This window comes from Mycolicibacterium novocastrense (assembly GCF_001499835.1).
Classification (GTDB): Bacteria; Actinomycetota; Actinomycetes; order Mycobacteriales; family Mycobacteriaceae; genus Mycobacterium; species Mycobacterium novocastrense.
Genome location: NZ_LQIH01000005.1, coordinates 22,622 through 46,726 on the forward strand (window position 1 = coordinate 22,622; position 24,105 = coordinate 46,726).

Below are 24,105 nucleotides of genomic sequence, written 5' to 3' on the forward strand. Positions count from 1 at the left end.
TCACTCCCTACGCAGCAGATTGAGTCGTTGGTCGGCGGGCACCTGCGGCATGTTCAACACATGTGCCACCGCGCGCACCGGGTCAAGGCGGACGTAATTGGACTGCCCCCATTGGTATTCGTCGCCGGTGATCTCGTCGCGGACCCAGAACCGGTCGTAGGGCTCCATCCCGAGGGCGGGCATGTCCAGCCACAACGTGGCCTCTTCGGGTCCGAACGGGTTGAGCGTGACCACCACCAGCACCTGATCTCCCGTGGTGGGATCGAACTTGCTGTAGGCCAGCAGTGCGTCGTTGTCGACGTGGTGGAACGTGATGGTGCGCAACTGATGTAGCGCGGGATGCAGCCGGCGGATCTCGTTGAGTCGGGTGATGAACGGCTCCAGCGATTCACCGTCGGCCAGCGCTGCGTCGTAGTCACGGGGTCGCAACTCGTACTTCTCGGAGTTGAGGTACTCCTCGCTGCCTTCCCGGACGGCGCGGTGTTCGTAGAGTTCGAATCCGGAGTACACACCCCACGCCGAACTCATCGTCGACGCCAGCACCGCGCGGATCGCGAACATTCCAGGGCCCCCGTGCTGCAGGCTTTCATGCAGGATGTCGGGGGTGTTGACGAACAGGTTCGGGCAGGCGTAGTCGGCGTGCTCGGCGATCTGTTGGCCGAACTCGGTGAGCTCCCACTTCGCGGTGCGCCAGGTGAAGTACGAATACGACTGCGTGAAACCGAGTTTGGCCAGTCCGTACAGCCGCGCGGGACGGGTGAACGCCTCTGAGAGAAACAGCACATCGGGGTGCTCGTTCTTCACCCGGCCGATCAGCCAGGCCCAGAAGTTCGGCGGCTTGGTGTGGGGGTTGTCGACCCGGAAGATCTTGACGCCGTGCGAGATCCAGTGCCGAACCACCCGCAGCACCTCTTCGTAGAGCCCGGCCGGGTCGTTGTCGAAGTTCAGCGGGTAGATGTCCTGGTACTTCTTCGGCGGGTTCTCCGCGTAGGCGATGGTGCCGTCGGGCAGCACGGTGAACCACTCGGGATGTTCCCTGGCCCACGGATGGTCGGGGGCGCACTGCAACGCCAGATCGAGCGCCACCTCCATGCCGTCGTCGCGCGCCGCGGCGACGAAGTCGTCGAAGTCGTCGATCGTGCCCAGGTCTGGATGGACCGCGTCGTGGCCACCCTCGTCGCTGCCGATCGCCCACGGCGAGCCGACGTCGTCGGGCGCGGCGGTGACGCTGTTGTTGCGGCCCTTGCGGTGCACCTTGCCGATCGGATGGATCGGCGGGAGGTAGACGACGTCGAAGCCCATCCGGGCGATGCGGGGCAGCGCCTTGGTGGCGGTCGCGAAGGTGCCGTGCACCGGGTTGCCCTTGGCGTCCCAGCCGCCGGTCGAACGGGGGAAGAACTCGTACCAGGCGCTGAACCGCGCCTCGGGGCGGTCGACCCAGACGCCGTACTGCTTGCCGCGGGTCACCAACTCACGCAGCGGATACTCATCGAGCAGACGGGTGACCTCCGGTGCCAGCGCGGCGCCGGCGCGGGCGAACGGGTCGCCGGGTTGGCGCAGCCGCGCCGCGGCCTCGATGAGCGGATAGCGATGCTGACGCGGCACACCGGTGGAGGCGCGTTCCAGCAGATTGGCTCCGATCAACAGGTCGTTCGACAGCTCCGATTCGCTCTGACCGGCGTCGAGCTTGGCGGTCACGCTCTTACGCCAGGTCGCCACCGGGTCGCCCCAGCCGTCCACCCGATACGTCCACAGTCCGGCGCAGTCGGGGGTGAACACACCGTGGAAGACATCGGGAGTCCGCCCGGTCGACATGGGCAGATGCTGAGGCTTTTTGCGCGGCGTCGTGCCGAGCACGGTCTCGATCGGCACCGCTTCGGCGGACACCAGCCCCGGCGGATCGTCAGCAAGCTGGGGATATGCCGTGCCGCGATAGCGCACCACCAAGGTGGCCGCGACCGCGTCGTGGCCCTCTCGCCACACGGTGGCCGCGACCGGAACGATTTCTCCGACGACCGCCTTGGCTGGGTACCGCCCCCCGGAGACGACAGGCGCGACGTCATCGATCTCGATTCGACCGGCCACCTACCACTCCTTCTTCTGGTCCTTCTTCTGGCGCGGCCACCGAGGTGCTCGGCGGCACCGCCGACGGGACCGCTGCGTCGTCTTGGTCGCGTTCACAGTCAAGATGAATAAGCCTCGTCGCGCCCTATACCCACGTTAGTGCGCAGCCCAACCCGAAGCGGGCCAAGCAGTTCGACCAGCGCCCTGCGAGCCGCCGGATTGTCAGTAATGTTGTCTCGCGTGATAGCCCGATGAAAGCGCTGAGAAGGTTCACCGTCCGAGCGCATCTGCCCGACCGCCTGGCCGCGCTCGAACGGTTGTCGATCAACCTGCGCTGGTCCTGGGATCGGCCGACGCAGGATCTGTTCGAGACGATCGAACCCGAGCTGTGGAAGCGGGTCGGCTGTGATCCTGTGGGCCTGCTGGGGCAGGTCAGCCCGCAGCGCCTGGACGCCCTGGCAGGCGACGAGGAGTTCCTGCGCCGCCTCGACGGGCTGGCCGCCGATCTCGACGACTACCTCAACCGGCCGTTGTGGTACCAGCAGGAGGTCGAGCACGGCGCCCAGTTGCCCAACGGGATCGCGTACTTCTCGATGGAGTTCGGGGTGGCCGAGTCCCTCCCGAACTACTCGGGCGGTCTCGGCATCCTCGCCGGTGACCACCTCAAGGCGGCGTCGGATCTGGGCCTGCCGTTGATCGCCGTCGGGCTGCTCTACCGCTCGGGTTACTTCCGGCAGTCGCTGACCGCCGACGGCTGGCAGCATGAGAGCTATCCGGCGCTGGACCCGCAGGGCCTGCCGCTTCGGCTGCTCACCGACCATGACGGGCAACAGGTGCTCGTCTCGGTCGCGATGCCCAGCGAGAACGGCTATGACGCCCGGCTGCAGGCGCGGGTCTGGATCGCCCAGGTGGGCCGAATCCCGTTGCTGCTACTGGATTCCGACGTCCCGGAAAATGACCACGATCTGCGTGGCGTGACCGACCGACTCTACGGCGGGGATCAGGAGCACCGGATCAAGCAGGAGATCCTCGCCGGTATCGGTGGGGTGCGGGCGATCCGCGCTTTCATCGAGCTGGAGGGCAGACCCTCGCCCGAGGTGTTCCACATGAACGAGGGACATGCCGGCTTCCTCGGTGTCGAGCGCATCCGGGAACTCATCGACGCCGGGCTCGATTTCGACACCGCGCTGACGGTGGTGCGGTCTTCGACGGTGTTCACCACGCACACCCCGGTTCCCGCGGGTATCGACCGATTTCCGGTGGAGATGGTGCGGCGGTACTTCGGCGGTTTTGCCGACGGTCCATCGGGCGCGATGTCGCGGCTGCTGCCCGGCCTTCCGCTCGATCGCATCATCGCGTTCGGAGAAGAGGACGACCCGACCAAGTTCAACATGGCCCACATGGGTCTGCGCCTGGCGCAGCGCGCCAACGGCGTCTCGATGCTGCACGGCAACGTCAGCAGGCACATGTTCAACGAGCTGTGGCCGGGCTTCGATCCCGGCGAGGTGCCGATCGGGTCGATCACCAACGGTGTGCACGCGCCCACCTGGGCGGCACCACAGTGGATGGAACTCGGCCGCGAACTTCTCGGCAGCGAGGACCTCACCAGCGCGCGCGAACCCGCGGTGTGGGGCCGCCTGCAGCAGGTCGACACCGGCCACCTGTGGTGGATCCGCTCGCAGCTGCGCGAGCAACTCGTCGAGGACGTGCGCGCGAGGCTGCGTAGGTCCTATCTGGAACGCGGCGCGGCGGAAGCCGAGCTGGGTTGGATCGCAACGGCTTTCGATCCCGCCGTGCTGACCATCGGGTTCGCGCGGCGGGTGCCGACCTACAAGCGCCTGACGTTGATGCTGCGTGACCCCGAACGGTTGGAGCGGCTGCTGCTCAACGACGAAAGGCCGATCCAGCTCATCGTCGCGGGTAAGTCCCATCCGGCCGACGACGGCGGCAAGGCCCTGATCCAGCAGGTGGTCAAGTTCGCCGACCGGCCCGAGGTACGGCACCGGATCGCCTTTCTGCCCGATTACGACATGTCGATGGCCCGCCAGCTGTACTGGGGATGCGACGTGTGGCTGAACAATCCGCTGCGGCCGCTGGAAGCGTGCGGCACGTCGGGCATGAAGAGCGCGCTCAACGGCGGGCTGAACCTGTCCATCCGCGACGGGTGGTGGGACGAGTGGTACGACGGCGAGAACGGGTGGGAGATCCCGACCGCCGATGGTCTGGCCGATGAGGACCGGCGTGACGACCTCGAGGCGGCCGCCCTGTATGACCTGCTGGAGACCTCGGTGACGCCGAAGTTCTACGACCGCGACGAGCGCGGTGTCCCGGCGCGGTGGGTGGAGATGGTGCGGCACACGCTGATCGTGTTGGGGCCCAAGGTGCTGGCGTCGCGCATGGTGCGCGACTACACCGAGAAGTACTACGCACCGGCGGCGCAATCGCTGCGGCGGACCGTCGAGCCCGGTGGTGACGGTGAACCGTTCGGCGCCGCAAGGGATCTGGCCAACTACCGGCTGCGTGCCCAGGAATCGTGGCCGAAGATCCAGATCACCGACGTCGACAGCTACGGTCTGCCGGACACCCCGCTGCTTGGTTCGGAGCTCACGCTGACCGCCACCGTGTACCTGGCGGGTCTGCGGCCCGAAGAGGTTGCCGTGCAAGCGGTGCTGGGCCGCGTCGACACAAGCGATCAACTCGTCGAACCGGTCACGGTGCCGATGGTGCACACAGGAAGCGCCGACGCGGGCAGGGAAGTCTTCTCCGCGACCGCACCGTTGCCCGTCGCGGGGCCGGTGGGCTACACGGTGCGCGTGTTGCCGCACCACCCGCTGTTGGCGGGCGACAACGAGCTCGGCCTCGTCACGCTCGCGTGACACCCGCTCGAAAGGTCGCGCTCGACGGCGGGCCCTACGGGATCGCGGCGGGTCCGGACGCGGCGCTCTGGGTGACCCTCGTGCACGACGGCGCGATCGCGCGGGTGACCGACAGCGGTGAGGTTGCGGTTCATCCCGTGGCACCGGACTGTCGGCCCTCGATCATCACCGTCGGACCCGATGGGGCGTTGTGGTTCACCCGCAACGGCGACGACCACATCGGCCGCATCACCACCGCCGGCGAAGTGAGCGCATTCGAACTGCCTGGCGGAAGCGCTCCGTACGGCATCACGGCCGGCCCCGATGGGGCGCTGTGGTTCACGGCCATGGGCTCCGGCGTGGTCGCCCGGATGTCGGTGGACGGTGAAGTGACGGAGACCCATCCGATAGGCGGTGCGCCCTCGATGATCGTCACCTGCCCCGACGGCGCGCTGTGGTTCACGCTGAATCAGGCGAGCGCCGTGGGCCGTCTTACGCTGGCCGGCGACCTGACCGTTCGCGAAACACCCACCGCCGCTTCGGGTCCCGTCGGCATCACCGCAACCCACGACGATGCGCTGTGGTTCACCGAGATCCTCGCCGAACGTCTCGGCCGGATACCGATCGACGACGCCATCCAGGAGATCGAACTGCCCGGCAAGCCGCACGCGGTGATCGCCGATCCCAGCGACGGCGTCTGGGTGACGCTGTGGGGGTCGAGCCAGCTCGCCCGCGTCAGCGGTGACGGTGACATCGTGACGATCGACCTCCCGCCGGGTAGTGAACCGCATGGCCTCGCGGTCGACGCCGAAGGCGCCGTCTGGGTCGCCCTGGAATCGGGCCACGTCCTGCGAATGCCCACCTGAGCGGGGCAATCGCAACGATTCTGGGAGCATCCGCACGCGGCACACGGCGGGCGCGGTAGGTTCCGAAGCGTTGCTAACGACGGAGGGTGGCCAGTGACGATTGGGATTGTGCTGCAGCGAGGCATCACCGTGATCGCGGTCGCGGGGGTACTCGGCAGCTTGGGCGCCGCATCCGCGTCGGCCGATCCGGAGGCCGACCCGGTCGTGGCCGAGGTGCCCGCCGAAGGGGCGCCTCCGCCTCCTCCGCCGCCTCCCGACGGCGCCGTCGAATCCACCCCGCCCGCGGTGACCGAGACCCCCGACGGTTGGCGTCTGGAGATGGGCGCCGAGAAGGAGACCCAAGCGCCGACACCCCCCCTGACGACTGCACTGTCGTCGCGTGAATACGTCGTCGGCGGCACCTACAAGGGACGGCTGATCGGCCCGGGCGATGGTGAAGCGCCGGAGGGCAGCCTCGAAGTCGGTTACGAGATCGGCTGCGGCATCGACATGAGTACCTCGAACGGCGTCTCCCTGACCGGCACGGCGGGCATGAACCCGTCCATCGGACTCCTGGGGCTCACCGTCGTCGGTGGTGGAGAGGATTTCGGAATCCTGCCGAGCCTCGGCGGCAATGTCGGCGGCGGTATCACCGTCGGCCTCAAACCGGGCCTGGTCAACGTGGTCCCGGTGACGAAGAAGAAGTTCACCGGCGCGGAGCCGTGGGTGATGGTGAGCAACTTCCGGGTCAAGATCGACGGCTGCGTCGGTGAGTCCTTCATCCGCTCGTATGCCTACCTCAGCCACACGACGGACCAGTCGGAGGCGATCGTCGCCTGGTACGGCGTGACCAAGAAGATCTGAGCCGCGTTCAGTCGAAGCGTTTGAAGCAGCGTTCGGTGTCGCCGAGGACACCGACGCGGAACGCGTCGATGCGCGAGAAGCCGGAAGGCACCGATTCGCCGTTGACGTCGCTGGCCACCAGGCCGTTCATCAGGATGCCCGACACGGCTTCGTCGACGTCGCCCGCCGTCAGCGCCACGGTGTTGCCGTCGGGGGTGGTCACGCTTTTGGAGAGCTTGGTGGTGGCCACTCCGGTCAGGCACGCGGTGCGCAGCGCGGCCTCGGCGTTGTCGAGCGCGACGCGGCCGTGCTCGTTCTGGATCGCCTGCATGTACCGCGACACGAGTACCGAATAGGCGGTGTTGTCACCGGTGGCCAGGCTGACCGGGTCCTCGATGTCGGGCTGAGCGCCCATCACCGCCAGCTCATCGAGGTCGACGGCGATCGTGTTGGTCGCCGGGCAGTAGGACACCGGCGGACTCGGTCGCGCGTTCGTGCACTGCGGAGGGTCGAAGCTCAGCTGTGGCGGGTTGGCAGGTGTGAAGAGAATGTTCATCGCGTCCATGACGGCACGCACCGACTCTTCGGAGACGGGCCATTCACCTGTCTCGTCCTCTTCCAGGAGCACCGGCAGATCGCCCCGGCGTTGGCCGATCTCGCGTAGGTCGATGGCCGCGCAGGCCGACGGGCCATCGGTGAAGCCGAACTGGAAGGCCGATAGGCGCTCGAACGCCGAACCGTGTTCGTCGACACCGACTTCCGGGTCGTCCTCGCTCAACAACGGATCCCGGAACGCGATGACGGACGCCAACACGTTGTTGAGTCCTTCGCCGGTCGACAGCGTGAATCGCGGCGAATTGTCTTCTGCGACCCAGCGCATGTAGGCGCCCGCGAGGCAGTCGGCCTGCTGTTCGGATACCAGCGTCGGGGTTTCGTCGTCGACCAGGCCGGCCTGCCTCTGCACGGCGTGACCGTATTCGTGGGCGAGCACCATCGTCACACCCATGTCTCCGAACTCCTGGCGAAGGCTGGGCAGAAGCTCGCCGCGATCCCATCCGATGGTGTTGTCGGTGGTGCAGTAGCCGGCGTTGACCAGTCCGTAGGTGTCGGTGTCACAGAACCCGGTGCTGTCGAATCCGTTGGCGTCCCAGGAATAGACGCGGTCGACCGGCTCGAACCGGCCGTCGAAGGCGGTGCCGTAGGCGCCTTCCCAGAACTCCTCGATGTCGCTGATCGCCTGGCGGGCCAGTTCGTCGGAGTCGCTCCCGTCGGTGCCCAACACCACTCGCGCCGGACCCCGCGCGTCCGGTCGCAGACCGGTGGGGCCGTCGGTCGCCGGCATGCCCGCGACACGGAACGGATCGTTGAACACCGACACGGGTTCGCCGCGCAGCGTGGTGGTGCATCCGGTGACGACGAGCACCGCCGACAACGCGGTCACGGCGCCGACCAGGTGTCGCCGAGTCATGGACGCCGCCTTTCGCGTCGAGGCGGCCGCAGGGCGCGCACTGAACCGTTGTCAGAATAGAAAACAATCACCGTGCGCGGAGACGTTCGAGCGCCTGGCGCACGCGCTCGGAGTCGGTGGTCGCCCAGAACGGCGGCAGGGATGCTCGCAGGAATCCGCCGTAGCGCGCGGTGGCCATTCGCGAGTCCAGCACGGCGACCACGCCGCGGTCGTCGACGGTGCGCAGCAGCCGACCCGCCCCCTGGGCCAACAGCAGTGCCGCGTGGCTGGCGGCAACGGCCATGAAACCGTTCCCGCCTCGGGCGGCCACCGCCCGTTGCCGGGCCGTCAGTAACGGATCGTCGGGACGCGGGAACGGAATCCGGTCGATGAGCACCAGTGACAATGACGGGCCGGGCACGTCGACGCCCTGCCACAGCGACAGCGTGCCGAACAGCGACGTCTCGGGATCGTCGGCGAACCGCTTGACCAACGCCGACGTGGTGTCCTCGCCCTGGCACAGCACCGGGGTGTGCAGTCGCTCCCGCATGATTTCGGCGGCCGCCTTGGCCGCACGCATCGAGGAGAACAGCCCGAGCGTTCGGCCGCCCGCCGCGGTGATCAGCGCGGCGATCTCGTCGAGTTGCTCCGCGGATCCTGTGCCGTCTCGTCCCGGCGGCGGCAGATGCGCTGCGACATACAGGATGCCGGACTTCGCGTGCTCGAAGGGGGATCCGACGTCGATACCCTTCCACTCAGTCTCCCCGCCTGTCAGCCCCCACGCCGAAGCCATCGCGTCGAACGTGCCGCCGATCGTCAGCGTCGCCGACGTCAGAACGGTCGTGGTGTGCTCAAAAAGCCTGGTGCGCAACAGACCCGACACCGAAAGCGGAGCGACACGCAGTATCGTCCGCACCGATCCGCGCGTGTCCTCGCGGTCGATCCACACCACGTCCGTGCGGTCGGGGATGGCAGGCAGGAAGGAGTCGAGGACTCGCGAGGCGGTGTCACCGATATCGGTCAACGCGGTGACGGCTTCGGTGCGCGCGGATGCGGCCGCCGGGTCGCTGGGTGCGGTGTCGATCGCCGACCGGGCCCGGAACGCGGCGTCGCGCACCGCGGTGAGGTAGGTCGCCAATTCGTCGTCGAGGACGTCGATGCGGCCCGGTTCCGTGTCGTGGATGGCCGACGACAGCGTCGCCGTCGCGGCTTCCAGCCGTTGCGCCAGTTCCTGGTCGACCAGCCGAGCGGCCCTGCGGTGGGCGATGCCGAGCGATGTCGCGGACAGCTCGCCGGTGGCCACCGAGGTCACGCGGTCGACCAACTCGTGCGCCTCGTCCACGACGAGCAGGTGGTGTTCGGGAAGTACGGCGGCGTCGGAGATCGCGTCGATGGCCAGCAGCGCATGGTTGGTGACGACGACATCTGCACTGCCGGCGCGACTTCTGGCCTTCTCGGCGAAACAGTCGGTGCCGAACGGGCATCGGGCCACCCCGATGCATTCACGCGCCGACACGCTGACCTGTGACCAGGACCGGTCCGGGACGCCCGGGGTCAGCTCGTCACGGTCGCCGGTGTCGGTGTCCGACGACCACGCGATGAGCCGCTTCACGTCTCGACCCAGGGCACTGGTCGCAACCGGTTCGAACAGATCTTGCTGGGAGCGGTCGTCGGGTTCGGTCGCTGCACCGTTGTGAATCTTGTTCAGGCACAGGTAATTTCCCCGGCCCTTCAACAGGGCGAACTCGGGTGCGCGCGGTAGCGCGTCGGCCAGTGATTCCGCCAGCCGCGGAAGGTCGCGGTCGACGAGCTGGCGCTGCAGCGCGATGGTCGCCGTCGACACCACGACGGGTTCGTCGGCCTCGACGGCACGTGCGAGTGCCGGCACGAGGTAAGCCAGCGACTTGCCGGTGCCCGTCCCGGCTTGGACGGCGAGGTGCTCACCGGTGTCGAAGGCATGGGTGACGGCCTTGGCCATTTCGACCTGGCCCGCGCGTTCGCGGCCGCCGAGGGCCGCCACGGCGGTGGCCAGCAGCTGGGTGGTGTCCGGCGTGTCCGACGTGGTGACCACCTACGCGCCGGGAGGAATCAGCCGCGTCGGCACGGCGGGTTCGCCGCGGGACAGTTTCAACCCGTCCCACGGAAGGCTCGTCAGGCCGTCCCTGACCCGGGCGCGGGCCGCGTCGAGGCCCAGATCGGCGACCGGTTCACCCTGCTGTACCAGTGGAACGGTCAGAACCCGCGCGGTGAAGCCGTTGGGATCAGTGGGCGGGCGCTCGAAGGGGAAGACGACCTCTTCGACGATCGTGCCGGTCGCCTTGGCCACCCGCATCGCCTGCTTACGTCCGCCGTGGGATTGCTTGTGGCTGCTGCGTTTCTCCACCGGGAGCCCGTCCACTTCGGTCAGCTTGTAGACCATCCCGGCGGTCGGGGCACCGGAACCGGTGACCAGGGACGTGCCGACGCCGTAGATGTCGACCGGTTCGGCGCGCAGCGCGGCGATCGCGAACTCGTCGAGATCGCCGGAGACGACGATCTTTGTTCCGGTGGCGCCGAGGTCGTCGAGTTGAGCGCGCACTTGGCGCGCGAGCACCCCGAGGTCTCCGGAATCGATGCGCACCGCACCGAGTTCCGGACCGGCGACCTCCACGGCCGTCGCCACGCCCGCGGTGATGTCGTAGGTGTCCACCAGCAGCGTCGTGCTCACCCCGAGCACCTCGACCTGCGCCCGGAACGCCGCGCGCTCGTCGGGGCCGTCGTGGGTGGTGTGGAGCAGGGTGAACGCGTGCGCGCTGGTGCCCAGCGCCGGAACCCCGTAGTCGCGCTGCGCCGCCAGATTGGACGACCCGGAGAAGCCGGCCAGGTAAGCGGCACGAGCGGCGGCGACTGCGGCGTGCTCGTGGGTGCGTCGCGAGCCCATCTCGATCAGGGGTCGCCCTTCGGCCGCGCTGACCATGCGGGCGGCCGCGGATGCGATCGCGGTGTCGTGGTTGAAGATCGACAACGCCAGGGTTTCGAGTACTACACATTCGCCGAACGTGCCGTGCACCGAGAGCACCGGTGAACCCGGGAAGTAGAGCTCGCCCTCGGGGTATCCGTCGACATCGCCTGCGAACCGGTAGTCGGCGAGGTACGCGAGCGTTTCGGCGTCGAGGAAATCCGCGAGCGACGATAGCGCCTCGTCGTCGAATTCGAACTGCGCCAAAGCATCCACAAACCGTGCGGTGCCGGCCACCACCCCATAGCGGCGTCCTTCGGGCAGTCGGCGCGCAAAGATCTCGAACGTAGTGCGACGGTGCGCGGTGCCGTCGCGCAGCGCGGCCGCGAGCATCGTCAGCTCATACTTGTCGGTGAGCAGGGCCGGGGATGCGGCGGTCACAGGTGTCACCGTAGTAGCTCGAAGCGCCGGTAATGCGTTGGCTATCCTGAACGACATGGTTACGCCGGCGAAGGCTCGACCGGGGACTCGCGAAGAGCGGGGCGCCAAGTCCGTCGCGACGGAAGACGCCGCCGTCGACACACCCTGGGTGACCATCGTGTGGGACGACCCGGTGAACCTGATGACCTACGTGACCTACGTCTTCCAGAAGCTGTTCGGCTACCCCGAGGCGCACGCGACCAAATTGATGCTCCAGGTGCACAACGAGGGCAAGGCGGTGGTGTCGGCGGGCAGCCGCGAGGCGATGGAGATCGACGTGACCAAGCTCCACGCCGCCGGGCTGTGGGCCACCATGCAGCAGGACCGCTGACAGACACGTGCGTAAGTGGAAGCGGGTGGAGACTGCCGATGGAGCGCGCTTCCGGTCGGCCATCGCACCGCACGAGGCCGCCCTGTTGCGAAGCCTGGCCACCTCGGTGGTTGGCATGTTGGAGGAGCGCGAATCATCTGCGCCCGCAGATGAACTCGAAGCGATCACCGGTATGCGTACCGGCAATTCGACGCCACCCGAAGACGACACGATGAAACGCCTGCTGCCGGACTTCTACCGGCCGCAGACAGAGCACCCCGCCGGCTCCAGCGCCACCGAGAGCCTCAACAGCGCGCTGCGCGGCCTGCATGAGCCCGACATCATCGATGCCAAACGTGAAGCGGCGCAAACACTTCTGGACACCATGCCGGCGCAGGGCGGCAAGTTCGAGCTGAGCGAGGACGATGCGCACGCCTGGGCCGCCGCCGTCAACGACATGCGCTTGGCGCTGGGCACCATGCTCGCGATCTCGCCGGACGGGCCCGACGAACTGCCGCCCGACCATCCGATGGCCGGACACCTCGACGTCTACCAGTGGTTGACCGTGCTGCAGGAGTACCTGGTGCTGGGACTGATGGGTAAGTCGAGATGAGTTCGATCACCGATGTGGCCGGTATCCGGGTGGGACAACACCATCGGCTGGATGCGGACGTGACGTTGGGATCGGGCTGGGCCAGCGGCACCACGGTCGTGTTGACGCCGCCGGGAACCGTGGGCGGTGTCGACGGCAGGGGCGGGGCCCCCGGGACACGGGAGACCGACCTGCTCGACCCGATCAATTCCGTTCAGCACGTCGACGCCGTGGTCTTGAGCGGCGGCAGCGCCTACGGGCTGGCAACCGCCGATGGGGTGATGCGGTACCTCGAGGAGCAGGGCCGCGGCGTCGCGCTGGACGGCGGCGTGGTGCCGATCGTGCCCGCCGCGGTGGTGTTCGACCTTCCGGTCGGCGGTTGGCAGTGCAGGCCGACCGCCGAGTTCGGCTACGCCGCGGCTGCAGCCGCGGGGAGCGAGGTGGCGATCGGCACCGTGGGAGCGGGCACGGGAGCGCGCGCCGGGGTGCTCAAGGGCGGGGTCGGCACGGCGTCGATGCAACTGGACTGCGGCGTCACGGTGGGCGCCCTGGTGATCGTGAACTCCGCGGGCGAGGTGTTCGACACGGCGACCGGTCTGCCCTGGCTGGCGTACCAGATCGAGGAGTTCGGGTTGATCCCGCCGCCGGCCGACCAGATCGCGGCCTACGCCGACCGTCATCGCGAATTCAGCCCGCTCAACACGACGATCGCGGTGGTGGCCACCGATGCCGCGATGAGCCCCGCGGCCTGCCGCCGGGTGGCCGTCGCCGCACACGACGGGTTGGCGCGCACCATCCGGCCGTGCCACACGCCGCACGACGGCGACACGGTGTTCGCTCTGGCCACCGGCGCCGTGGAGGTGCCGCTCGATCCCACCACGCCGGCGTCGATGACGCCCGAGATGCCGCTGATCACGCAGGTGGGCGCCGCTGCGGCGGACTGTCTGGCCCGCGCGGTGATGGTCGGGGTGCTGGCCGCCGAGTCGGTGGCCGGAATACCGGCGTACCGCGACATGTTGCCTGGAGCGTTCGAGTAACCGCGAAACTGCGTTCCAGCAGCCGTTTACTCGATTTTTCGCTGCTGGAATACAGTTTCGTGCAGAAAGGGGTAGCTGCTGTGTTGGTGATCCGAGCGGATCTGGTCGACGCCATGGTCGCCCACGCCCGCGCCGACCATCCCGACGAGGCCTGCGGAGTGATCGCGGGACCCGAAGGCTCGGACCGGCCGGAGCGCTTCATCGCGATGACCAACGCCGAGCGGTCGCCGACGTTCTACCGGTTCGACTCGATGGAGCAGCTGCGGGTGTGGCGGGAAATGGACGACGCCGACGAGGTCCCGGTCGTGATCTACCACTCCCACACCGCGACCGAGGCCTATCCCAGCCGTACCGACATCTCATTGGCCCAGGAACCCGACGCCCACTACGTGCTGGTGTCGACCCGCGACCCCGGGGAGCACGAGCTGCGGAGCTACCGCATCGTCGACGGTGTCGTCACCGAGGAACCCGTCAAGATCGTCGAGCAGTACCAGACTTAAAGGAGCCCTTCGCATGTCCGTTTCAGTGTCCATCCCGACCATCCTGCGCACCCACACCGGAGGGGAGAAACGCGTCACCGCATCCGGCGACACCCTCGCGGCGGTGATCAGCGACCTGGAGGCCAACTACAACGGCATCTCGGAGCGCCTGATGGACAAGGACAACCCCGGCAAGCTGAACCGGTTCGTCAACATCTACGTCAACGACGAGGACGTGCGGTTCTCGGGCGGGCTCGACACCACGGTCGCCGACGGCGATTCGGTGACGATCCTGCCCGCAGTGGCTGGAGGGTAGCGGGCGTCTGATGGCGCGATACGACTCGCTGCTCGAAGCTCTGGGCGGTACACCGCTGGTAGGCCTGCGCCGCCTCTCGCCCGGCTGGGACACCGAGCCCCATGTGCGGCTGTGGGCCAAGCTCGAGGACCGCAATCCCACCGGCTCCATCAAGGACCGTCCGGCGCTGCGGATGATCGAGGAGGCCGAACGGCAGGGCCTGCTGCAGCCCGGTGCGACGATCCTGGAGCCGACGAGCGGGAACACCGGCATCTCGCTGGCGATGGCGGCGCTGCTCAAGGGCTACCAGATGATCTGCGTGATGCCGGAGAACACCTCGATAGAGCGCCGCCAGCTGCTCGAGTTGTACGGTGCGCGGATCATTTACTCGCCCGCGGAGGGCGGCTCGAACACCGCCGTCGCCCACGCGAAAGAGCTTGCGTTGCAGAACCCTTCGTGGGTGATGCTCTACCAGTACGGCAATGAGGCCAACTCGTTGTCGCACTACGAGGGCACGGGCCCGGAGTTGCTGGCGGATCTGCCGGAGATCACCCATTTCGTCGCGGGCCTGGGCACCACCGGCACCCTGATGGGAACCGGGCGGTTCCTGCGCGAGCGCAAGCCGGACGTCAAGATCGTCGCCGCCGAACCCCGGTACGGCGAGGGCGTTTACGCGCTGCGCAACATCGACGAGGGGTTCATCCCCGAGTTGTACGACCCCGACGTGCTCACCACGCGGTTCTCGGTCGGTTCGTACGACGCGATCCGGCGCACCCGCGATCTGGTTCAGGTGGAGGGGATCTTCGCGGGCATCTCCACCGGCGCGGTGCTGCACGCGGCGCTGGGCATGGCGGCCAAGGCGGTCAAGGCCGGCGAGCAGGCCGACATCGCGTTCGTGGTCGCCGACGCGGGTTGGAAGTATCTGTCGACCGGTGCGTACGCCGGTAGCCTGGATGACGCTGAAGACGCGCTTGAAGGGCAGCTATGGGCATGACCGGGTATCCGGGGACCACACCGTCGCAACCGCGCAAACGACCCGCGTGGGTGATCGGCGCCGTCACGGTCTTCAGCTTCGTCGTGCTGCTGTGGGTCATCGAACTGTTCGACTCGCTGTCGAACCATCGCCTCGACGACAACGGCATTCGGCCGATGGAGTCCGACGGCCTGGTGGGCATCCTGTTCGCGCCGCTGTTGCACTCGAACTGGGATCACCTGATCGCCAACACCGTTCCGGCTCTGGTGCTGGGTTTTCTGATGACGCTGGCGGGGATGTCGCGGTTCATCTTCGCCACCGCCATCGTGTGGATCCTCGGCGGTCTGGGCACGTGGCTCATCGGCAACGTCGGCATGCACTGCCCGTATGTGGGGGTGCGCTGCGAGGCCAACCACATCGGAGCTTCCGGGCTGATCTTCGGGTGGCTGGCGTTTCTCATCGTGTTCGGGTTCTTCACCCGCAAGGCCTGGGAGATCATCGTCGGCGTCATCGTGCTGCTCGTCTACGGCAGCGTCCTGCTCGGCGTGCTGCCCGGCACACCGGGGGTGTCGTGGCAGGGCCATCTGAGTGGGGCGGTCGCGGGCGTCATCGCGGCCTATCTGCTGTCCGGCCCGGAGCGCAAGGCTCGCGAGAAGCGCAGAAGTGTGGCGTCGAACCCGTACCTAACGTCGTGACATCGGCGGTGTCCGCCGACGCGCCCGTCGGCATCTTCGATTCGGGTGTCGGCGGGCTCACGGTCGCCCGCGCGATCATCGACCAGTTGCCCTCCGAGAACATCGTCTACGTCGGCGACACCGCCAATGGCCCGTACGGGCCGCTGACCATCCCGGACGTTCGCGCACACGCCCTGGCGATCGGTGACGATCTCGTCTCGCGCGGCGTCAAGGCGCTCGTCATCGCCTGCAACACGGCGTCGTCGGCATGCCTGCGCGACGCCCGCGAACGCTACGCGCCGGTGCCCGTGATCGAGGTGATCCTGCCCGCGGTGCGCCGCGCGGTCGCGACCACCCGCAACGGTCGCATCGGTGTCATCGGCACCGCGGCCACGATCTCCTCGGGTGCGTACCAGGACGCGTTCGCGGCGGCCCGCGACACCGAGGTGTTCGGGGTGGCCTGCCCCCGGTTCGTCGACTTCGTCGAGCGCGGGGTGACCAGTGGGCGCCAGGTGCTCGGCCTCGCCGAGGGGTATCTCGAACCGCTTCAACGCGCACAGGTGGACACCCTCGTGCTGGGCTGCACCCACTACCCGATGCTGTCGGGACTGATCCAGTTGGCGATGGGCGAGAACGTCACGTTGGTGTCGAGCGCCGAGGAGACCGCCAAGGACTTGCTGAGGGTGCTCACCGAACTCGATTTGCTGCGCCCGCACGACTCCCCGGCGCCGCAGCGGATCTTCGAGGCGACGGGCGACCCGGACGCCTTCACCGCCCTTGCCGCACGGTTTCTCGGGCCGACGCTCGACGGCGTTCGACCTGTTCAACGTCACGTCGGCGCGCCGAGATGATTTCGGTCGCTCAAACCGGCCATGTTTTCGTCAAGCGGGGACCGGGCATGGCAAGCTAGTGAGCGTGCGAATCACCGTACTCGGTTGCTCCGGCAGTGTTGTCGGGCCTGATTCGCCGGCGTCCGGATATCTCGTCACCGCACCCGATACCCCGCCGTTGGTGCTCGACTTCGGCGGTGGCGTGCTCGGTGCGCTGCAACGCCACGCCGATCCCAACGACGTGTACGTGTTGCTGTCGCATCTGCATGCCGACCACTGCCTGGACCTGCCGGGCCTGTTCGTGTGGCGGCGCTACCACCCGTCGCCGGCTCAGGAGCGCGGCATCATGTACGGCCCCGCCAACACCTGGGCCCGCCTTGGTGCGGCGTCATCGCCCGAGGGCGGCGAGATCGACGATTTCTCCGACGTGTTCGAGATCCGCCACTGGGTCGACAACGACACGGTCACCATCGGTTCGCTGAGCGTGACGCCGAAACTGGTTTGCCATCCGACCGAGTCCTACGGCATGCGCATCACCGGCCAGGACGGTGCGACGCTCGTCTACAGCGGCGACACCGGCTACTGCGATCAACTCATCGACCTCGCCCGCGACGCCGACGTCTTCTTGTGTGAGGCGTCATGGACACACTCGCCGGATCGGCCGCCCAGGCTGCATCTGTCAGGTACCGAGGCGGGCCGGGCCGCCGCCGAGGCCGGAGTCGGCGAACTGTTGCTGACCCACATTCCGCCGTGGACATCGCGCGAGGACGTCATCAGCGAGGCCAAGGCCGAATTCGACGGCCCGGTGCACGCGGTGGTGTGCAACGAGACGTTCGACATCGCGCGTGCGGCGGCCTGATGGTCTCGAGCGATGGGGTCGGAGCCAGCCGATAGGGTTGGCTGGTGTCCCGAAGAGAAGACGGCCGGCTTGACGACGAGCTGAGGCCGGTCCGCATCACCCGTGGTTTCACCACCCATCCCGCCGGTTCGGTGCTGGTGGAGTTCGGCGAAACGCGCGTCATGTGCACCGCAAGCGTCACCGAAGGTGTGCCGCGCTGGCGCAAGGGCTCCGGAAAGGGCTGGCTGACAGCCGAATACGCGATGCTGCCCGCCGCCACGCACGATCGGTCCGATCGCGAGTCGGTCAAGGGGCGCGTCGGTGGCCGCACCCAGGAGATCAGCCGGCTCGTCGGCCGGTCGTTGCGGGCGTGCATCGACCTCGCGGCGCTGGGCGAGAACACGATTGCGATCGACTGTGACGTGCTGCAGGCCGACGGGGGTACGCGAACGGCCGCGATCACCGGGGCCTACGTCGCACTGGCCGATGCGGTGACCTACCTGTCGGCCGCGGGCAAGCTGTCGGACCCGCGGCCGCTGTCGTGCGCGATCGCCGCGGTCAGCGTCGGCGTCGTCGACGGGCGCATTCGCACCGACCTGCCGTACACCGAGGACTCGCGCGCCGAGGTGGACATGAACGTCGTGGCCACCGACACCGGCACCCTCGTCGAGATCCAGGGCACCGGCGAGGGCGCGACGTTCCCACGCTCCACACTGGACAAGATGCTCGACGCGGCGATGGCGGCGTGTGAGCAGATCTTCGAGATTCAACGCGAGGCATTGGCGCTGCCCTATCCCGGGGTGCTGCCCGAGCCGAAAGACCCGCCCAAGAAGGCGTTCGGAAGCTGACCGAGCTGCTGGTTGCCAGCCGCAACCCGAAGAAGCTGGCCGAGTTGCACCGGGTGCTCGCCGCGGCGGGGGTGTCGGGGCTGAGGCTGCTCTCCCTCGACGACGCGCCCGCCTTCGACGAGGCCCCCGAAACCGGGGCGACGTTCGAAGAGAACGCGTTGGCCAAGGCGCGCGATGCTCATCGCGCGACGGGCCTGGCGACGGTCGCCGACGACTCCGGTCTGGAAGTCGCGGCGTTGAACGGAATGCCCGGCGTGCTCTCGGCGCGGTGGGCCGGCCGGCACGGAGACGACGCCGCGAATACGGCGCTGCTGCTGGCGCAACTGGCCGATGTACCCGACGAGCGGCGCGGCGCGGCGTTCGTGTCGGCCTGCGCGCTGGTGCACGAGGGGGGCGAAATAGTGGTGCGAGGGGAGTGGCCGGGCAGCATCACCCGCGCGCCACGTGGCGACGGCGGGTTCGGCTACGACCCGGTGTTCCTGCCCGCCGGATCGGAGCGGACCGCGGCCGAACTCGACGCGGCCGAGAAGGATGCGGCCTCGCACCGGGGGCGGGCGCTGACGGCGCTGCTTCCCGCGTTGCGTGAGTTGGCCGCGCGAACCTGAGCGCGAATTTTGTATAGATCAACTAAGCGGTAGCATCCCCGGGGTGCGCCGCGCCCCCGCCCAAGCCGATGTCGGCAGAACGCGGCACCCGGCGATCGTCGTGGCGGTGCTCGCGGCGGCGGGCATCAGCGTGTCCCTGATGCAGACGCTGGTCATCCCGCTCATTCCCGAACTGCCCACGCTGCTGGACGCCAGCGCGTCCAACGCGTCGTGGGTGATCACCGCGACGTTGCTCACGGCGGCCGTCGCCACACCGATGTTCGGCAGGCTCGGCGACATGTACGGGCCCAAGCCCATTTTGATCATCTGCGCCGTACTGCTCACGGTCGGATCGTTGATCGCGGCGACGACGACGGCGCTGGTCCCGGTGATCATCGGTCGCGGGCTGCAGGGCTTCGGGATGCCGATCATCCCGCTGGGCATCAGCGTGATGCGCGCATCGGTGCCGGCTCATCGGGTCGGCACCGCGATGGGACTGATGAGCGCATCGCTGGGTGTGGGTGGGGCGCTTGGTCTTCCGCTGTCGGCGATGATCGCCGATCGCTTCGACTGGAGCGCGTTGTTCTGGTTCGGCGCCGCACTGGGGGTGATGTCGGCGGTGTCGTTCGCCGCGCTGGTACCGCGGCTGCCCTCGGTGTCGGCCGACCGCTTCGACGCGCTGGGCGCGATCGGTCTCGCCGGCGGGCTCGTCACGCTGCTGCTGGGCATCTCCAAGGGCGGAAGCTGGGGTTGGACCAGCGCGATCACCGTGACGATGTTCGGCTCGTCGGTGGTGATCTTCGGGTTGTTCGCGCTGTGGCAGTTCCGGACGGCTGCCCCGATCGTCGATCTTCGCACCACGCTGAAACGGCCGGTGCTGACGACGAATCTGGCGTCGATCGCGGTGGGCTTCTCGCTGTTCGCGATGTCGTTGATCGCGCCGCAGATCCTCGAGCTACCGGCGGGCTCGGGCTACGGACTCGGCCAGTCGCTGCTGCAGACGGGTCTGTGGATGGCGCCCGGCGGGTTGGCGATGATGTTGACGTCGCCGGTGGCGGCTCGGATCGCCGATGTGCGCGGGCCTCGGTTCACCTTGTTCGTCGGGTCGACCGTGGTGGCCGCCGGGTACCTGTCGGGGCTGGTGCTGATGAACAGTGCGTGGCAGCTGTGCGTGTTCAACGTGATGGTCAGCATCGGCGTGGGTTTCGCGTTCTCGTCGTTACCCGCGTTGATCAATGCCGCCGTGCCGGTGTCGGAAACGGCCGCTGCCAACGGAATCAACGCGCTCGCGCGCTCGCTGGGCACATCGATCTCCAGCGCGGTGATCGGTGCGGTGCTGACGGTGATGACCACGACGGTGGCCGGGCACGAGGTGCCGTCGTTGGCCGGTTTGCGGGTCGCGCTGCTGATCGCAGCGGGTGCGGCCGTCGTGGCCGCGCTCACTGCGCTCGCGATCCCGAAACTCGGTGAAATGAACGAATCAGAACCGGATCTGGCGCTGGCTACAGACCGTAGCGGTCTTTGATCTCCCTGGTCTGGACCTGCTCGACGATGATGCCGACGAGCGGAATGGTGCCCGCGAGCAGGACGCCGATGGTCTTTCCGATCGGCCAGCGCACCTTGACCGCGAGGTTGGCGGTGAAGAGCAGGTACACGAAGTAGACCCAGCCGTGGACCACCGCGATCCAGTTCAGGCCTTCGACGTGGTAGACGTACTTCATCACCATCTCGTAGCAGAGCGCGATGAGCCAGATGCCCGTCGTCCAGGCCAGCACCCGGTAGCCCAGGAGTGCCTTGCGGACGTTTTCGGCGGAGGTGATCGGCGGTTCGGTCATGTGGCCGGGTGTTCCTTGTCCTTCTCGGCGAGCTCAGCCAGGTAGGCGTTGTACTCGCGCAGTGCGGGGTCGTCGACATCGTCGTCGAATCGGCTTGTCGCTGAGGGCTTTTGCGGGAGCAGATCCTCGGGGATCTCGGTGAGATCGCGTTCCGCGGGCTCGGGGGGAGCTTCCTCGTAGCGCACGAATTTGTAGTAGGCGTACACGACGAAGCCGGCGAACAGCGGCCACTGCATCGCGTAGCCGAGATTCTGGAAGCTGCCCGAGGCCGACTCGAAGCGGGTCCACTGCCACCACGCCAGCGCAAGGCAGCCGACGGCCCCGACGATCACCAAAGCGATGAGCGCCGGCCTCCTACGCCGTGTAGTGGACACCTTCCAACGGTACCGCGACGTCCTTGGGGCCGACGAACTCGTCGAGGCGGTCCGACAGGTGTGGGGGAGGCGCGGGGTAGCATCAACTCTCGCCGCGGGCGTGGCGAAATTGGCGATACGCGCGGGCTTTAGGTGCCCGTGTTCGAAAGAACGTGTGGGTTCGAGTCCCACCGCCCGCACGAACTCACCTAGCGGCGAAGTACTTCTGCCCGTCGCTGGGAATGCGCCCGAAGCCTGCCTTGAGTAGCGGCGCCAATACTTTGACGGGCAGGGTCATCGCGTTCTTCGGTTCGATCGCGACGACCCAGGTGAACCGTGTCTGCTCGCCGTCGGCCTCGACGATGTAATCCTCGGCGAAGCGTTTGAACAGCGGCAACGTCGACTCGTAGACGTAGAAGGACTTCTGATGGCCCTCGTCCCATTCGAAGAAGCGTTCACGTAGGACGGCGCCGCCGAGGGCGGTCACGTCACGGGTGGTCCCGACTCCGAACGGACGCGGTGAGGTCCAGGTGACGTTCTTGACCGCGGGCCCCCACGCCGCCAGCGACTCGTCCGAAGTCAGCGATTTCCACACCTGCTCCGGGGCCGCGGCGTAGCGCTTCTCGTAGCGGAAGACGTGGGGAGCCGACGCCAAGAAGTCAGCGTCAGCGGATACCAGGGGATACCAGCGGGCCATAACCGGCCATCATCGCAGGCGTGTACCGGCGCGCGTCAGTCGTCTGCGCTCTGCTTGCCGAAGCACAGCAGGCTGGCAGTGAAGCTGACCACGGCGACGAGCCCCGCGGCGGCGGCCAACGGTGCGTCGGAGGCACCCCAACTCGACAGGCTCACGGCGACCGCGATGATTGCGGTGAAGATCAAAAAGAGGCCGGTGGTGGCGATCGCCTCGGCGGTCGGGTTGTCGGCGGGGGCGAGAGCGCGCTCGCGCATCGGGGTCTCCTGGTGGCTCACGGAATCGGTTGCGCTGAGGTTGCCCGCTGGCAACGCCAGTGAAACCCGCGGCCTGAAAGATGCGGTTCAGCCCGCCTTTCGGACGGTGAATCGATTGCGTTCGGCCAGCGACTGTAGTTGCCGCAACGCGAACTGGCGTGCCCGGCCGGTGTCGGGAATGTAGATGCCGGCCCACACCCCGACCGCTCCGGGTGTCTGACACGCCTCCTGGGCGCAGAGCCAACGGCGAGGACATGTCCGGCACAGCTCCTTGGCGCCCTCGTCGGCCCCGAGGGCCCACCGGTCGGGGTCCTGAATGCAGGCGCCGAGCGCCGTGTCCTGGGGCGCGTTGACCGCAACGGGGCGCGTCGTCCGGCCATTCAGCCGCGCGTCGACGGGCATCTGCGTTTCCTTTCGGTCGGGACGGTCCTCCGCCACGAGGGTGACAATACACGCGTATCGGTTTCCGACAATACACGCGTATTGGCTACTGTGTGGGGGTGAGCACTCAGACCTGCGGGTATCGATGACGGCGGCGTCGACGGGGCAACACGCCTCCGAGAAGCATCAGCGTTCGAGCGTCGAACGGATTCGCGATGCGGCGCTTCAGTGCTTTGCGGCTCGCGGCACGTCGGCGACGTCGCTTCGCGCAGTCGCGGCGGAAGCCGGCGTCTCGCTGGGGTTGGTCCAGCACCACTTCGAAACGAAAGCCAACCTGATCAAGGCCGTCGACGACCACGTGCTCGGGGTGATGAATACCGCACTCATGCAGCGCATGCCCGAATCAACGGTGGACTCCATCACCGACGTGGGGGACCGCGTGACGTCCCTGGTGGCCGACGAACCCGATGTGGTCGCATATGTCGTACGTGCGCTGACCGACGGGAGTTCGCTCGGCACGCAGGTGTTCGACTCGCTCGCCGCCGTCGGCGCTCAGCGCTGGCAGGCGCGCAGGGAAGCCGGGCTGACCCGCCCCGACCTCGACCCGACGTGGGGTGCACTCAACCCGCTGGTGTTGGCCCTGGGCGCCTGGATCCTGCGCGACCACATCGAGCGTCACCTCACCGAACCGTTCGACACCCCCGCCCAACTTCAGCGATGGGGGAGCGCGGTGAACGCGCTGCTTCGCGATGGCCAGATGCGCGACGAGTCGTGACGCTGCCTTTTACAGCGATGTGCCGCCCACCCGCTTGCGGTAGCTCGTCGGCGTCTCCCCGCAGAAATGAGTGAAGGCCCGGGTGAAGGAACTGAGGCTGTCAAAGCCGACCGCCGACGACGTCTCCTGCACCGACTGACCCGGCGCGGCCAGCAATGCCATGGCCTTCAGCATGCGGGCGTGCAGAAGGTATGTGCGCCAGGACAACCCGACCGAATCCTGGAACAGCCGCCGGAGCGTGCGTTCGGACACCGAAACGGCCCGGCTCACCTCTTCGGCGGTGACACCGTCGAGATGCTCCTTGGTGTAGGCCATGGCAGCGGCGACGATCGGATGCTCGGACGTGGGCAGGCTCAACGGCGCCTCGTGGTCGAGTGCCTCGGTCACGAGATTGGCCAGCGTGCGGAAGAACGCGTCGGAGATCTCGTCGCCTTCGGCGCGGTCGATGGGCCAGCGCAGCGCGTAGATCATCATTTCGCGGATCAGTGGGGACACCGCCAGGATGCGCGCCCGGTCGCCGGCATGCGGGATCAACTGCGGGTCGAACATCACCGCGACGGTCCGGACGTCGGGGTTCATGGTCGCCTGATGGTCGAGACCGACGGGAATCCATGCGGCCTGCTGCGGCGGCAGAAGGTAGTGCGCCGAGTCGGTTTCCACCTCGACGACACCGCCGAGCGCGTACTCGATCTGGTGCACGTCGTGCGAGTGCCAACCGGTGATCAGCGCATCGCCCTCATATAGATAGCTGCCGCCCAGCGCTCGACCGCCTCGCCGCAGGTCGATGACGCGTCGGTTCGCGCCGGCTGCCATGTTGGCCGGTTGGGCAAAACCTCTGTCCGATAGCGCAGAGACGGTCATGGGGCTAGACGGTACTA

Annotated in this window: 26 protein-coding genes and 1 tRNA gene; 17 read left to right on the top strand and 10 right to left on the bottom strand. The window is 67.7% G+C overall.

Translation table 11 applies throughout. From position 1 onward, the window contains the following. The gene (locus tag AU072_RS05545; protein ID WP_064412865.1) at positions 1-2,085 is read right to left on the bottom strand and encodes an alpha-1,4-glucan--maltose-1-phosphate maltosyltransferase; all 2,085 of its coding nucleotides are present in this window, start codon (positions 2,083-2,085) and stop codon (positions 1-3) included. A gap of 230 nt (positions 2,086-2,315) precedes the next feature. Here AU072_RS05545 and glgP point away from each other — a divergent pair, with 230 nt between their 5' ends. The 3 genes from glgP to AU072_RS05560 all read left to right on the top strand — a co-directional run bounded on the left by glgP (position 2,316) and on the right by AU072_RS05560 (position 6,628). Further along, positions 2,316-4,940, top strand: coding sequence for an alpha-glucan family phosphorylase (gene glgP, locus AU072_RS05550; protein WP_064412866.1), 2,625 nt, complete (start codon positions 2,316-2,318; stop codon positions 4,938-4,940). Continuing rightward, complete coding sequence (locus AU072_RS05555) at positions 4,937-5,785, top strand: virginiamycin B lyase family protein (protein WP_064412867.1); 849 nt, start codon at positions 4,937-4,939, stop codon at positions 5,783-5,785. Before glgP ends, AU072_RS05555 begins: the two co-directional genes overlap by 4 nt. Positions 5,786-5,890: 105 nt before the next feature. Beyond that, entirely contained in the window at positions 5,891-6,628 is a 738-nt protein-coding gene (locus tag AU072_RS05560; RefSeq protein WP_407937588.1) for an MspA family porin, read from the top strand. A gap of 7 nt (positions 6,629-6,635) precedes the next feature. On the opposite strand, the gene AU072_RS05565 is transcribed toward AU072_RS05560, so the two are convergent. From AU072_RS05565 to AU072_RS05575, 3 genes are all read right to left on the bottom strand, one after another. Continuing rightward, a complete protein-coding gene (locus tag AU072_RS05565; protein WP_064412869.1) occupies positions 6,636-8,075 on the bottom strand; it encodes a neutral zinc metallopeptidase in 1,440 nt (479 codons plus the stop codon). Between the two features lie 67 nt (positions 8,076-8,142). After that, the gene (locus AU072_RS05570) at positions 8,143-10,125 is read right to left on the bottom strand and encodes an ATP-dependent DNA helicase (RefSeq protein WP_064412870.1); all 1,983 of its coding nucleotides are present in this window, start codon (positions 10,123-10,125) and stop codon (positions 8,143-8,145) included. Continuing rightward, the gene (locus AU072_RS05575; RefSeq protein ID WP_235629936.1) at positions 10,126-11,385 is read right to left on the bottom strand and encodes a nicotinate phosphoribosyltransferase; all 1,260 of its coding nucleotides are present in this window, start codon (positions 11,383-11,385) and stop codon (positions 10,126-10,128) included. It lies immediately after the preceding gene. Positions 11,386-11,488: 103 nt separating this feature from the next. Here AU072_RS05575 and clpS point away from each other — a divergent pair, with 103 nt between their 5' ends. Genes clpS through AU072_RS05635 form a run of 12 tightly spaced genes read left to right on the top strand, consistent with a single transcriptional unit; the run spans position 11,489 to position 20,457 of the window. Continuing rightward, the gene (gene clpS, locus AU072_RS05580) at positions 11,489-11,803 is read left to right on the top strand and encodes an ATP-dependent Clp protease adapter ClpS (protein ID WP_064405504.1); all 315 of its coding nucleotides are present in this window, start codon (positions 11,489-11,491) and stop codon (positions 11,801-11,803) included. Positions 11,804-11,810: 7 nt separating this feature from the next. Further along, on the top strand, positions 11,811-12,395 hold the full coding sequence (gene aosR / locus AU072_RS05585) for an oxidative stress transcriptional regulator AosR (protein WP_064412872.1): 585 nt from the start codon (positions 11,811-11,813) through the stop codon (positions 12,393-12,395). After that, a complete protein-coding gene (locus AU072_RS05590) occupies positions 12,392-13,411 on the top strand; it encodes a P1 family peptidase (RefSeq protein ID WP_064412873.1) in 1,020 nt (339 codons plus the stop codon). Before aosR ends, AU072_RS05590 begins: the two co-directional genes overlap by 4 nt. Positions 13,412-13,470: 59 nt before the next feature. Continuing rightward, positions 13,471-13,911 (top strand): M67 family metallopeptidase, encoded by a 441-nt coding sequence (locus tag AU072_RS05595; RefSeq protein ID WP_263987533.1) that lies wholly within the window; start codon positions 13,471-13,473, stop codon positions 13,909-13,911. A 13-nt stretch (positions 13,912-13,924) separates the two neighbouring features. After that, on the top strand, positions 13,925-14,206 hold the full coding sequence (locus tag AU072_RS05600) for a MoaD/ThiS family protein (protein ID WP_064412875.1): 282 nt from the start codon (positions 13,925-13,927) through the stop codon (positions 14,204-14,206). Between the two features lie 10 nt (positions 14,207-14,216). After that, positions 14,217-15,179 carry a cysteine synthase gene (locus tag AU072_RS05605; RefSeq protein WP_064346457.1) on the top strand — a complete coding sequence of 321 codons (963 nt, stop codon included), beginning with the start codon at positions 14,217-14,219 and terminating at the stop codon, positions 15,177-15,179. Then, positions 15,170-15,853 (top strand): rhomboid family intramembrane serine protease, encoded by a 684-nt coding sequence (locus tag AU072_RS05610; RefSeq protein ID WP_064346458.1) that lies wholly within the window; start codon positions 15,170-15,172, stop codon positions 15,851-15,853. Before AU072_RS05605 ends, AU072_RS05610 begins: the two co-directional genes overlap by 10 nt. An 8-nt stretch (positions 15,854-15,861) precedes the next feature. Further along, on the top strand, positions 15,862-16,683 hold the full coding sequence (gene murI, locus AU072_RS05615; RefSeq protein ID WP_064412963.1) for a glutamate racemase: 822 nt from the start codon (positions 15,862-15,864) through the stop codon (positions 16,681-16,683). 58 nt (positions 16,684-16,741) lie between these two features. Then, the gene (locus tag AU072_RS05620) at positions 16,742-17,521 is read left to right on the top strand and encodes a cyclic nucleotide-degrading phosphodiesterase (protein ID WP_064412876.1); all 780 of its coding nucleotides are present in this window, start codon (positions 16,742-16,744) and stop codon (positions 17,519-17,521) included. Between the two features lie 44 nt (positions 17,522-17,565). Then, positions 17,566-18,348, top strand: a complete 783-nt coding sequence (gene rph / locus AU072_RS05625) for a ribonuclease PH (protein ID WP_064405490.1) — start codon at positions 17,566-17,568, stop codon at positions 18,346-18,348. After that, positions 18,345-18,953, top strand: coding sequence for an RdgB/HAM1 family non-canonical purine NTP pyrophosphatase (gene rdgB, locus AU072_RS05630; RefSeq protein ID WP_064412877.1), 609 nt, complete (start codon positions 18,345-18,347; stop codon positions 18,951-18,953). Before rph ends, rdgB begins: the two co-directional genes overlap by 4 nt. A gap of 43 nt (positions 18,954-18,996) precedes the next feature. Further along, positions 18,997-20,457, top strand: a complete 1,461-nt coding sequence (locus AU072_RS05635) for an MFS transporter (protein ID WP_064412878.1) — start codon at positions 18,997-18,999, stop codon at positions 20,455-20,457. Here the strand turns inward: AU072_RS05635 and AU072_RS05640 are convergent. Together AU072_RS05640 and AU072_RS05645 are read right to left on the bottom strand one after the other, a co-directional pair. Next, positions 20,435-20,767 (bottom strand): DUF3817 domain-containing protein, encoded by a 333-nt coding sequence (locus AU072_RS05640; RefSeq protein WP_064346463.1) that lies wholly within the window; start codon positions 20,765-20,767, stop codon positions 20,435-20,437. The two genes, AU072_RS05635 and AU072_RS05640, sit on opposite strands and share 23 nt — an antisense overlap. Next, a complete protein-coding gene (locus AU072_RS05645) occupies positions 20,764-21,141 on the bottom strand; it encodes a hypothetical protein (RefSeq protein WP_064412879.1) in 378 nt (125 codons plus the stop codon). Before AU072_RS05645 ends, AU072_RS05640 begins: the two co-directional genes overlap by 4 nt. 94 nt (positions 21,142-21,235) lie before the next feature. Between AU072_RS05645 and AU072_RS05650 the strand changes: the two genes are divergently transcribed. Beyond that, positions 21,236-21,320, top strand: a tRNA-Leu gene (locus AU072_RS05650). 5 nt (positions 21,321-21,325) lie between these two features. On the opposite strand, the gene AU072_RS05655 is transcribed toward AU072_RS05650, so the two are convergent. From AU072_RS05655 to AU072_RS05665, 3 genes are all read right to left on the bottom strand, one after another. After that, a complete protein-coding gene (locus AU072_RS05655) occupies positions 21,326-21,817 on the bottom strand; it encodes an SRPBCC family protein (protein ID WP_064412880.1) in 492 nt (163 codons plus the stop codon). A 35-nt stretch (positions 21,818-21,852) separates the two neighbouring features. Continuing rightward, positions 21,853-22,071 (bottom strand): hypothetical protein, encoded by a 219-nt coding sequence (locus tag AU072_RS05660; RefSeq protein ID WP_064346466.1) that lies wholly within the window; start codon positions 22,069-22,071, stop codon positions 21,853-21,855. Between the two features lie 87 nt (positions 22,072-22,158). Further along, positions 22,159-22,473 carry a WhiB family transcriptional regulator gene (locus AU072_RS05665; protein ID WP_064412964.1) on the bottom strand — a complete coding sequence of 105 codons (315 nt, stop codon included), beginning with the start codon at positions 22,471-22,473 and terminating at the stop codon, positions 22,159-22,161. 124 nt (positions 22,474-22,597) lie between these two features. On the opposite strand from AU072_RS05665, the gene AU072_RS05670 reads away from it, so the two are divergent. Continuing rightward, positions 22,598-23,227 (top strand): TetR/AcrR family transcriptional regulator, encoded by a 630-nt coding sequence (locus AU072_RS05670; protein ID WP_064405480.1) that lies wholly within the window; start codon positions 22,598-22,600, stop codon positions 23,225-23,227. Positions 23,228-23,236: 9 nt separating this feature from the next. Here the strand turns inward: AU072_RS05670 and AU072_RS05675 are convergent, their stop codons facing one another. Next, on the bottom strand, positions 23,237-24,088 hold the full coding sequence (locus AU072_RS05675) for an AraC family transcriptional regulator (protein ID WP_064412881.1): 852 nt from the start codon (positions 24,086-24,088) through the stop codon (positions 23,237-23,239). Positions 24,089-24,105 lie beyond the last annotated feature (17 nt).

Bases quoted from the DNA above. Each gene is read 5' to 3' on its own strand.
- glgP (WP_064412866.1), top strand. From the start codon at position 2,316: ATGAAAGCGCTGAGAAGGTTCACCGTCCGAGCGCATCTGCCCGACCGC.
- AU072_RS05565 (WP_064412869.1), bottom strand. From the start codon at position 8,075: ATGACTCGGCGACACCTGGTCGGCGCCGTGACCGCGTTGTCGGCGGTG.
- AU072_RS05575 (WP_235629936.1), bottom strand. From the start codon at position 11,385: ATGCTCGCGGCCGCGCTGCGCGACGGCACCGCGCACCGTCGCACTACG.
- clpS (WP_064405504.1), top strand. From the start codon at position 11,489: ATGGTTACGCCGGCGAAGGCTCGACCGGGGACTCGCGAAGAGCGGGGC.
- AU072_RS05590 (WP_064412873.1), top strand. From the start codon at position 12,392: ATGAGTTCGATCACCGATGTGGCCGGTATCCGGGTGGGACAACACCAT.
- AU072_RS05600 (WP_064412875.1), top strand. From the start codon at position 13,925: ATGTCCGTTTCAGTGTCCATCCCGACCATCCTGCGCACCCACACCGGA.
- AU072_RS05605 (WP_064346457.1), top strand. From the start codon at position 14,217: ATGGCGCGATACGACTCGCTGCTCGAAGCTCTGGGCGGTACACCGCTG.
- AU072_RS05610 (WP_064346458.1), top strand. From the start codon at position 15,170: ATGGGCATGACCGGGTATCCGGGGACCACACCGTCGCAACCGCGCAAA.
- AU072_RS05640 (WP_064346463.1), bottom strand. From the start codon at position 20,767: ATGACCGAACCGCCGATCACCTCCGCCGAAAACGTCCGCAAGGCACTC.
- AU072_RS05655 (WP_064412880.1), bottom strand. From the start codon at position 21,817: ATGGCCCGCTGGTATCCCCTGGTATCCGCTGACGCTGACTTCTTGGCG.
- AU072_RS05660 (WP_064346466.1), bottom strand. From the start codon at position 22,071: ATGCGCGAGCGCGCTCTCGCCCCCGCCGACAACCCGACCGCCGAGGCG.
- AU072_RS05665 (WP_064412964.1), bottom strand. From the start codon at position 22,473: ATGCCCGTCGACGCGCGGCTGAATGGCCGGACGACGCGCCCCGTTGCG.
- AU072_RS05670 (WP_064405480.1), top strand. From the start codon at position 22,598: ATGACGGCGGCGTCGACGGGGCAACACGCCTCCGAGAAGCATCAGCGT.
- AU072_RS05675 (WP_064412881.1), bottom strand. From the start codon at position 24,088: ATGACCGTCTCTGCGCTATCGGACAGAGGTTTTGCCCAACCGGCCAAC.